General features: G+C 69.8%; 1 pseudogene. It reads right to left on the reverse strand.

Annotated features, from left to right (window positions below):
- Positions 1–516 (reverse strand): annotated as a pseudogene (locus MF605_RS11925) (DDE-type integrase/transposase/recombinase); the annotation flags it as partial.

Here is a 516-nt window from a genome sequence, read left to right on the forward strand (position 1 = left end):
TGATGTTGAGGCACTCGTCGCGGATCCGGCTGTTGAACGACTCGACGTACCCGTTGCGCCACGGCGAGCCCGGAGGGATGTAGGACAGGCCGGTGCGGGTGCCGGCCCAGTCGGCCATCGCCTCGCTGATGAACTCCGGCCCGTTGTCCGACCTGAGCACCGCCGGGGCGCCCCGGGCGGCGACGAGGTCCTGAGGTGGGCGGTGAGTCGGTCGGCGGTAATCGAGCGCTCCACGAGCCCGCCGATGCACTCCCGGGTGTGTTCGTCGACGATCGAGCAGATCTTGATCGGTCGTCCGTGCTCGTCGGCGTCGAACTGGAAGTCCACCGCCCACACCACGTTCGGCGCGTCCGCCGTCGGCGCGTCGACGGTCGAGGACCCGACGCGCTTGCGTCGACGCCGCTGCGGGACCCGGAGCCCTTCGTCACGCCACAGGCGTTGGATCTTCTTGTGGTTCACCACCCACCCCTCGGCGCGGGCGTCGTGATACGCCCGCCGATACCCGTAGCGGGGATG

It is taken from the genome of Micrococcus luteus (genome assembly GCF_022664405.1).
GTDB classification, from domain to species: domain Bacteria; phylum Actinomycetota; class Actinomycetes; order Actinomycetales; family Micrococcaceae; genus Micrococcus; species Micrococcus luteus.